7 protein-coding genes are annotated in these 6536 nt (G+C 63.3%); 1 reads left to right on the top strand and 6 read right to left on the bottom strand.

From position 1 onward, the window contains the following. Nucleotides 1-136: 136 nt before the first annotated feature. Both ACO550_RS31645 and ACO550_RS31640 read right to left on the bottom strand, forming a co-directional pair. The gene (locus tag ACO550_RS31645; RefSeq protein ID WP_485995073.1) at nt 137-610 is read right to left on the bottom strand and encodes a DUF2147 domain-containing protein; all 474 of its coding nucleotides are present in this window, start codon (nt 608-610) and stop codon (nt 137-139) included. Between the two features lie 291 nt (nt 611-901). Then, complete coding sequence (locus ACO550_RS31640) at nt 902-1633, bottom strand: hypothetical protein (RefSeq protein ID WP_485995072.1); 732 nt, start codon at nt 1631-1633, stop codon at nt 902-904. Nucleotides 1634-2292: 659 nt separating this feature from the next. On the opposite strand from ACO550_RS31640, the gene ACO550_RS31635 reads away from it, so the two are divergent. After that, entirely contained in the window at nt 2293-2784 is a 492-nt protein-coding gene (locus tag ACO550_RS31635) for a histone H1-like DNA-binding protein (protein WP_485995071.1), read from the top strand. 235 nt (nt 2785-3019) lie between these two features. On the opposite strand, the gene ACO550_RS31630 is transcribed toward ACO550_RS31635, so the two are convergent. The 4 genes from ACO550_RS31630 to ACO550_RS31615 form a co-directional block, all read right to left on the bottom strand. Continuing rightward, nucleotides 3020-3487, bottom strand: a complete 468-nt coding sequence (locus ACO550_RS31630) for a hypothetical protein (protein ID WP_315598901.1) — start codon at nt 3485-3487, stop codon at nt 3020-3022. A 65-nt stretch (nt 3488-3552) separates the two neighbouring features. After that, the gene (locus ACO550_RS31625) at nt 3553-4500 is read right to left on the bottom strand and encodes a PfkB family carbohydrate kinase (RefSeq protein ID WP_315598900.1); all 948 of its coding nucleotides are present in this window, start codon (nt 4498-4500) and stop codon (nt 3553-3555) included. Nucleotides 4501-4620: 120 nt separating this feature from the next. Further along, nucleotides 4621-5121 carry a thiol peroxidase gene (gene tpx, locus ACO550_RS31620; RefSeq protein WP_315598899.1) on the bottom strand — a complete coding sequence of 167 codons (501 nt, stop codon included), beginning with the start codon at nt 5119-5121 and terminating at the stop codon, nt 4621-4623. Between the two features lie 80 nt (nt 5122-5201). Beyond that, the coding region (locus tag ACO550_RS31615) for a DUF3426 domain-containing protein (RefSeq protein WP_485995070.1) at nt 5202-6536 on the bottom strand (1335 nt) is incomplete at its 5' end.

Below are 6536 nucleotides of genomic sequence, written 5' to 3'. Positions count from 1 at the left end.
TCTCCCGCGCTGCGGGAGAGGGGAGCTGGTCACGACCCTGTCAAGCGTCGGCTGATCGTGAGCCGCACGAAGTCATTGACACGGTTGCTCTCCCGCAGGCGGGAGAGGGGAGCATGCTCGCTGCATTTTCCACACGTCACTGCTGGCGCACCCAGGACTGCGTCCGGCCGATCAGGCTGATGCCGATGAAGCCGCGCACATTGAGTTTCTTGCCATCGTCGGCCAGCGACATCTTGCACTTGTAAAGCTTGCCGGTCTCGGGGTCCAGGATCTCTCCACCAGTCCATTCGTTGTCGCCGCTCTTGCGCAAACCAGTGAGCAGCGTCATGCCGATGATGGGTTGGTCCTTGCGTGCATCGGTGCACTTGTCGCAAACCTTGGGCGCTCCCTCGGAAGGCACCAGGCTCTTTACAAGCTTGCCGCTATACACGCCATCTTTCTCGACGATCTCGATCACGCCGCGCGGCTTGCCGGTGGCATCGTCGATGGTGTGCCATGTGCCAGACGGCGTGGCCTGTGCCAGTGCCGCGGTGCTGGTGGCGAGTGCCGCGGCAAACGTTGCCGCGATGGTGGCGGTGCGCAGCAGGGCGCGGGGGTAGGTCATGCGCATGGAGGTCTCCAGTTCAGTGTGTCGTCGGCATTGGCGCCGTGCGACGCCAATCTACTGGCGGCGGTCACGCGCCGCAATCACCAACATCCGTTTGCGTACGCACCAGAGGGTACCGCAAGCACGGCCGCAATCGGCCGCCTGACGGCACCGGGCCGGGATCTTGTCGTGCAACAAAAGCCGCCGGAAGGCTCTACCCGAGACATTCCTCTAGCGGCCCGATCAGTGGTGTAGCCACGCCACACGAGAAGGCTTGCCGCGCCGGGCATCCGTAGGAACCCGGATGCCTCGCGGTCAGTGCCTGACGTCGCAGTGGTCATCGCGACCTTTGCATCGATCGATGACTGCCACATTCGCATTCGCGGAATTGCGATGGGCGCGATGCGATGTCATGGAGCTGTCGGGCGTGACTGCAATCGTCATTCGTCGACGTTGATCGACGTCCATCGCGGTTCGACGACGTCGCGATGCACACACGAACTTGTGTCGAAGTGAGAAACCGTTGCGTTGACGCATCACTCTTCGTCGTGCTCGCGCAACTGTCGGATCGACGCACGGCGTGGTGGTCATCGCATCCGGGCAGTCGGTGCGCGAGCGTGTCGCGTCATTGATCGCGCATGCATTGCGACGTCGCCTGGCGTGCCTCGGCTCGACGTTCTCAACGTACCGCCTTGGCGTTGCTGTTGCGCCGTTGGCGCATCCCCATGAGCGACCGCGAAAGCCAATGTTCATGCGGATTTCCAGTCGGTCGGCAGATGTGGGGATGCGCATCGCGATGACGCGTCCGATGGTGAGCGCACGACTGCGCGACGGTGTGTGAGCGATGTGCGAACACGCATCGCGAAGATGATCCGCGACGCGTTCGAAGACCATCAAACACATGTCCGATGGAACTTCATCGACGTTGTGAAAGTCGAGATCAATGTGTGTGTCGATGGTGTCGTGATCGAAGTACGCGCGTCGAGTAGATCGATTCGATCTTGCGTGCAAGTTTTTTTGCACTTTTTTCTTAACATCATCGAACAAACGAATTATGATTCGCCTTGACAAGAGTCTCACTTCATTGCATCGACGTGGTTTGACGAAGCGAGTCGACGAAGCGGATCGAACAAATCGACGAGCTAACGAACCGAAGCGTAGCGTCGCGAGAAGGCAAGCAAGAAGTAACGATGATGGCGATGCTTCGATGCAGTGAAGGTGGGTAGCCGAGGAGCAACAGAACTTTGACGCAGACCGGGCCGATCAGGCTTCTTACAACGCGTGCAGTCTCCTGTAGCCCAGTGACGGGATGGGCGAGCTACCCCCGTATGATTGCCGTCTGCAGTGCGCGAGGCCATGCCCGCACTGCAGGCCTGCTGACTGATATCTCCTCTTTCCTGGTTGCGCGCCGTCACGACGGGCGGCGCGGGCCGATCGAATATTCCAGGGCGCGGCATGCCCCGGGAACCCGCTTGTACGCTGGCTTTGCAGCCAGCGCGCGGATTCCGTGCTGCCGTGTAAATGCCGTACTTCGCGACTCGGATCGCGACGGTTTCCCTGTCACCGAATTCATTAGCGTGCGGTTGAAGATGTGTCGTGCGCCGATGAATCGCTCGCTCGATTGGGGTACGCGTCAAACGCGCCTCGGATTGGTCGGGTCGCTCATTTAGGTCATTCGATATTTCACGCTAGTGAAGGAGTTATCCATGGCAACTGCTGCAAAGAAAAAGCCGGCGGCTAAGAAAGCCGCCAAGCCGGCCGCCAAGAAGGCCGCCGTGAAGAAGGTCGCCGCCAAGAAGGCTGCACCGGCCGCCAAGAAGGCTGCTGCCAAGAAGGTCGCTACGAAGAAGGTAGCTGCCAAGAAGGTTGCCGCCAAGAAGCCGGCTGCCAAGAAGGCCGCAGTGAAGAAGGTTGCTGCAAAGAAGGTTGCAACCAAGAAGGTCGCCGCCAAGAAGGCAGCACCGGCCAAGAAGGCCGCAGCCAAGAAAGTAGCCGCCAAGAAGGCCCCGGCCAAGAAGGCTGCTGCCAAGAAGCCGGCTGCCAAGAAGCCGGCTGCCAAGAAGGCCGCTGCGAAGAAGCCTGCTGCCAAGAAGGCTGCCAAGCCTGCCGCGGCCCCTGCCGTTGCGCCTGCTGCTGCTGCAAAGACCGCGCTGAACCCGGCTGCTGCCTGGCCGTTCCCGACGGGCAACCGTCCGTAATCGCGTCGCCTCGTGCGAGCGATCACAACTGGGAAGCACCTGGACACGCATTGCGTGCCACACTGACCGGATACCGCGTATCCGGTCCGCAAGACAGCAAGTCTTGCCAACCCGCCGATGGCACCCGTGCCCGGCGGGTTTTTTACTTTTGGCGCCCAAGGCCGTAGTGAAGCCCAAACAAAAAAACGCCGCGGCCCGGGGGCGCGCGGCGTTCTTCATGAGCCGTGAAAAACTGTCAGTGCGAGACGCGTGTCACGCCACCGGAAGAGAGCAGCCGCACGCGGTCACCCGGGCGGAACACCTCGTCGGCTTCCTGGGTGATGGCGCGCATGTCGCCGTCCTCGAGCCGCACCGTGATCTCCAGGCCGCGGCGTTGCGTGATGCGGTTCTCGGCAGCGCTGCCGGCAATACCGCCCAGCACGGCCCCAAGCAGGCCCGCTGCAACCGATCCACCACCGCTACCGATGGTGCTGCCGGCGGCAATACCACCAATCGCACCGCCGGCGATCGTACCGGCTCCCGTGGAGCCACCCTGGATCATCACTTCGCGTACGCCTTCCACCACACCGTAGCGCACGGTCTGCTCGCGCTGCGCCTGGCCCGGCGAATAAACGCTGCCCGAGTTCGAGTAATTGGCGCAACCGCTGATCAGTGACGCGGCGGCCAGTACTGCCACCGCACTGATTTTAAGTATCTGATTCATGGCAACTCCCGTCTCAATGCCGCGCTGTTCATCGGACTCAGGTGCGCGCGGTACACCGCTTCATGTTAAGCGTATCGGTAACCAAAGGCGGCTTCGAAGCGGCTGCCGAGTTCGTCGCGCGAGATCCAGTGGTTCTGCGGACCTTGCTGGGCAATCTTGAGCGCGCCCACCAGCGATGCCAGGCGCCCGGTGGTTTCCCAGTCCAGGCCATTCTCGATGCCGTAGAGGAGGCCGCCGCGGAACGCGTCGCCACAGCCGGTAGGATCGACCACGCGTTCGGCTTGTACCGCGGGAATCGCATATTGCTGGCCGTCGGCATAGATGCTGGCGCCGCGCTCGCCGTGTGTCACGATGAACGCACGTACCTTGGCTGCTACCTCGGCGCTGGTCCACGCGGTGCGCGACAGCATGACCTGTGCTTCGTAGTCATTGACCGTCACGTAGCTGGCGAGTTCAACGAACTGGCGCAGGTCCTCGCCGTTGAACAGCGGCATCGCCTGGCCCAGGTCGAAGATGAACGGAATGCCGGCTTCGGCAAACTGCTGCGCATGATGCAGCATGCCTTCACGGCTGTCCGGTGCCACGATGCCCAGCGCCGGACGCTTGCCACCGGCCAGTGCATCCTGCACGCTGTTGACCTGCGACTGGCTCATTGCACCGGGGTGGAAAGCCGTGATCTGGTTGTTGTCCAGGTCGGTGGTGATCATGGCCTGCGCGGTGAACGTGTCGGCCAGCGTGCGGATGTGATCGGTGCCGATGCCGAGGTCGCGCAGGTACTGCAGGTATGGGCTGGCGTCCTGACCCACGGTGGCCATCACCACCGGATCGCCGCCAAGCATCTTGAGCGTATAGGCGATGTTGCCCGCGCAGCCGCCAAATTCGCGGCGCATGCCCGGCACCAGGAACGAGACGTTCAGCATGTGGATCTGGTCCGGCAGGATGTGTTCACGGAAACGTCCGTCGAACGTCATGATGGTGTCGTAGGCGACGGAACCGCAGATCAGGCTGGACATCTTTTCTCCATTCGGGCCCCGGCAGCGGGGCGTAACAAATACGTGTAACAAATACGTTAATGAATTCCGCCCGTGCATGACGGGCGGAATCGATCTTGCAACGGTGTGCTAGCGCACAGATTACTTCAGCGCAGCCAGGGCCGCGTCGTAGTTCGGCTCCTGTTTGATTTCGGGCACGAGTTCGCTGTACTTGACCGCGTCATTCTCGTCGACCACGACCACGGCGCGGGCGCACACGCCAGCCAGCGGGCCGGACTTGATATCCACGCCGTAGGCGGCCTTGAAATCGGCGCCGCGCATCGTCGACAGCGTCACCACGTTGGCCAGGCCCTCGGCCGTGCAGAAGCGGCCCATGGCGAACGGCAGGTCGGCCGAGATGGTCAGCACCACGGTGTTGGCCAGGCTGCTGGCAGCCTCGTTGAACTTGCGCGCGGAGGCCTGGCACACCGGGGTGTCCAGGCTCGGCACGATGTTCAGCACCTTGCGCTTGCCGGCGAAGTCGGCCAGCGTCACATCCTTCAGGTCCTTGCCAACCAGCGAGAAGGCCGGGGCCTTGTCGCCAGCCTGGGGAAACTTGCCGCCAACTTCGATGGCGTTGCCGCCGAGGGTCACATTGCTCATGGTCTCTCCTGTCAGGAAAAGTAAATATGGCCAGCCGGCCCGGTGCATTGCCGGCCGGCGTGGCGGGGGGCGCCCGGAACTCAGGGGTAGAAGATCAGCACGCGGTAGTTGGCCGCCGACTGCTGTGTCCGGAATCGTACCCGAACCGGCAGCTCGCTGCCCGCGCGCATGCCTGTGGCGGAGAAGCCGCGTTGGGACGGATCGAGGTACTCGGTCGGCAGCAGCACGCGGCGCAACAGAAGCTGGTCCTGCAGATCGGTCATCACGAGCTCGATCGCGGGCAGCGCGGTCGTGGCGCGGCCCTGGTTGCGCAGCGTGACCGCGAGCTGGTAGATGTCGCTCGCCTCATCCTGCTTCTGCAGTTGCGAACTGTCGATACGCAGCGCATCGAGATCGCGCCACGGTGGTACTTCGCAATGGAATGGCGCGCAGGCCGCTTCAAGTATCGGGCGCAGCACGGGCAGGCTGCCGGCGATCTGGCTGCGTGCCAGATACGTACCTTGCACGAGCACGCCCAGAGCCAGCACCACCACCGCAGCGCGCATCCAGGTGCGCTTGCTCCCCGGTAGCGCCACCTTGGCCTGGCTCGCTCGCGGTTGTTCGCGTCCGCGCGCATGGCGCAGGAAATCCGGGGCAAAGGTCGGGCCGGTAGCCGGTGCAGCGGAGGCGTCTTCACGCAGCCAGTGGCGCGTGGTGGTCTCGCGCGCCACGGCGTCGAGCGTGCCGTCACGCGGCGTCACGCCGAGATCGTTCTCGATGACGGCCTTTGCTTGCGCTGCCCAGGCGTCGGCCTCGGGATCGGTCGGATCGGCGGCACGCAGGAACCCGCTGGCGCTGGGTACTGGTTCGGCAGGTAATGGCTGCGCTGCGTTGTCTGCGGGGCGGGGCGCGCCATCATCGATGCCGGCTGGATTGTCGATCTGATCGAGCGCGGCATACTGGGTGTCCGAATCCTCGTCGCGCGCAGCCCGCTCCGCCGCTTCCGGGGCCATCGCATCGCTTGCCTCGTGTTCCGCAGGCGCTGGCTGGTCGACGGTTGCTGATGCACGCGGCGGGGGTGTCTCGGCCGGCTTCAGCGGTGGCCAGCTGGCCTTTGCGCTATAGGCGCCGTACGGAGGCATGCCGGTGGGCGATTTTGGCGCGAAGGCCGCAGCCGGATCGAGCGACGAGTGTGCTGCTGGTGGCGCGGCTTGCTGGATCGCCTGGTGCGGCGCTTCGTCATCGAACGCCGCATGATCGAGCGTCGGCCACGGTACGGGCGGCTCGGTCAGCGGGACTTTGATCTCCGCTGCATCTTGCGCGACCGCTTGTTCTTGGGCTTGTTCTTCGTCTTGTTCTTGGGCTTGTTCTTCCGCCGGTTCTTCCGCTTCCGCTTCCGCCTCTTCTACCGCAGCTTCTTCCGCTTCCGCATCTTC

The sequence above is a fragment of the Cupriavidus sp. genome (assembly GCF_057315035.1).
The sequence above is the reverse complement of the archived record's forward strand: the minus strand, read 5'-3'. Positions and strand labels throughout refer to the sequence as shown.

Excerpts from the sequence above, each read along its gene's own strand:
- ACO550_RS31645 (WP_485995073.1), bottom strand. The coding sequence starts at position 610 with ATGCGCATGACCTACCCCCGCGCCCTGCTGCGCACCGCCACCATCGCG.
- ACO550_RS31635 (WP_485995071.1), top strand. The coding sequence starts at position 2,293 with ATGGCAACTGCTGCAAAGAAAAAGCCGGCGGCTAAGAAAGCCGCCAAG.
- ACO550_RS31630 (WP_315598901.1), bottom strand. The coding sequence starts at position 3,487 with ATGAATCAGATACTTAAAATCAGTGCGGTGGCAGTACTGGCCGCCGCG.
- ACO550_RS31625 (WP_315598900.1), bottom strand. The coding sequence starts at position 4,500 with ATGTCCAGCCTGATCTGCGGTTCCGTCGCCTACGACACCATCATGACG.
- tpx (WP_315598899.1), bottom strand. The coding sequence starts at position 5,121 with ATGAGCAATGTGACCCTCGGCGGCAACGCCATCGAAGTTGGCGGCAAG.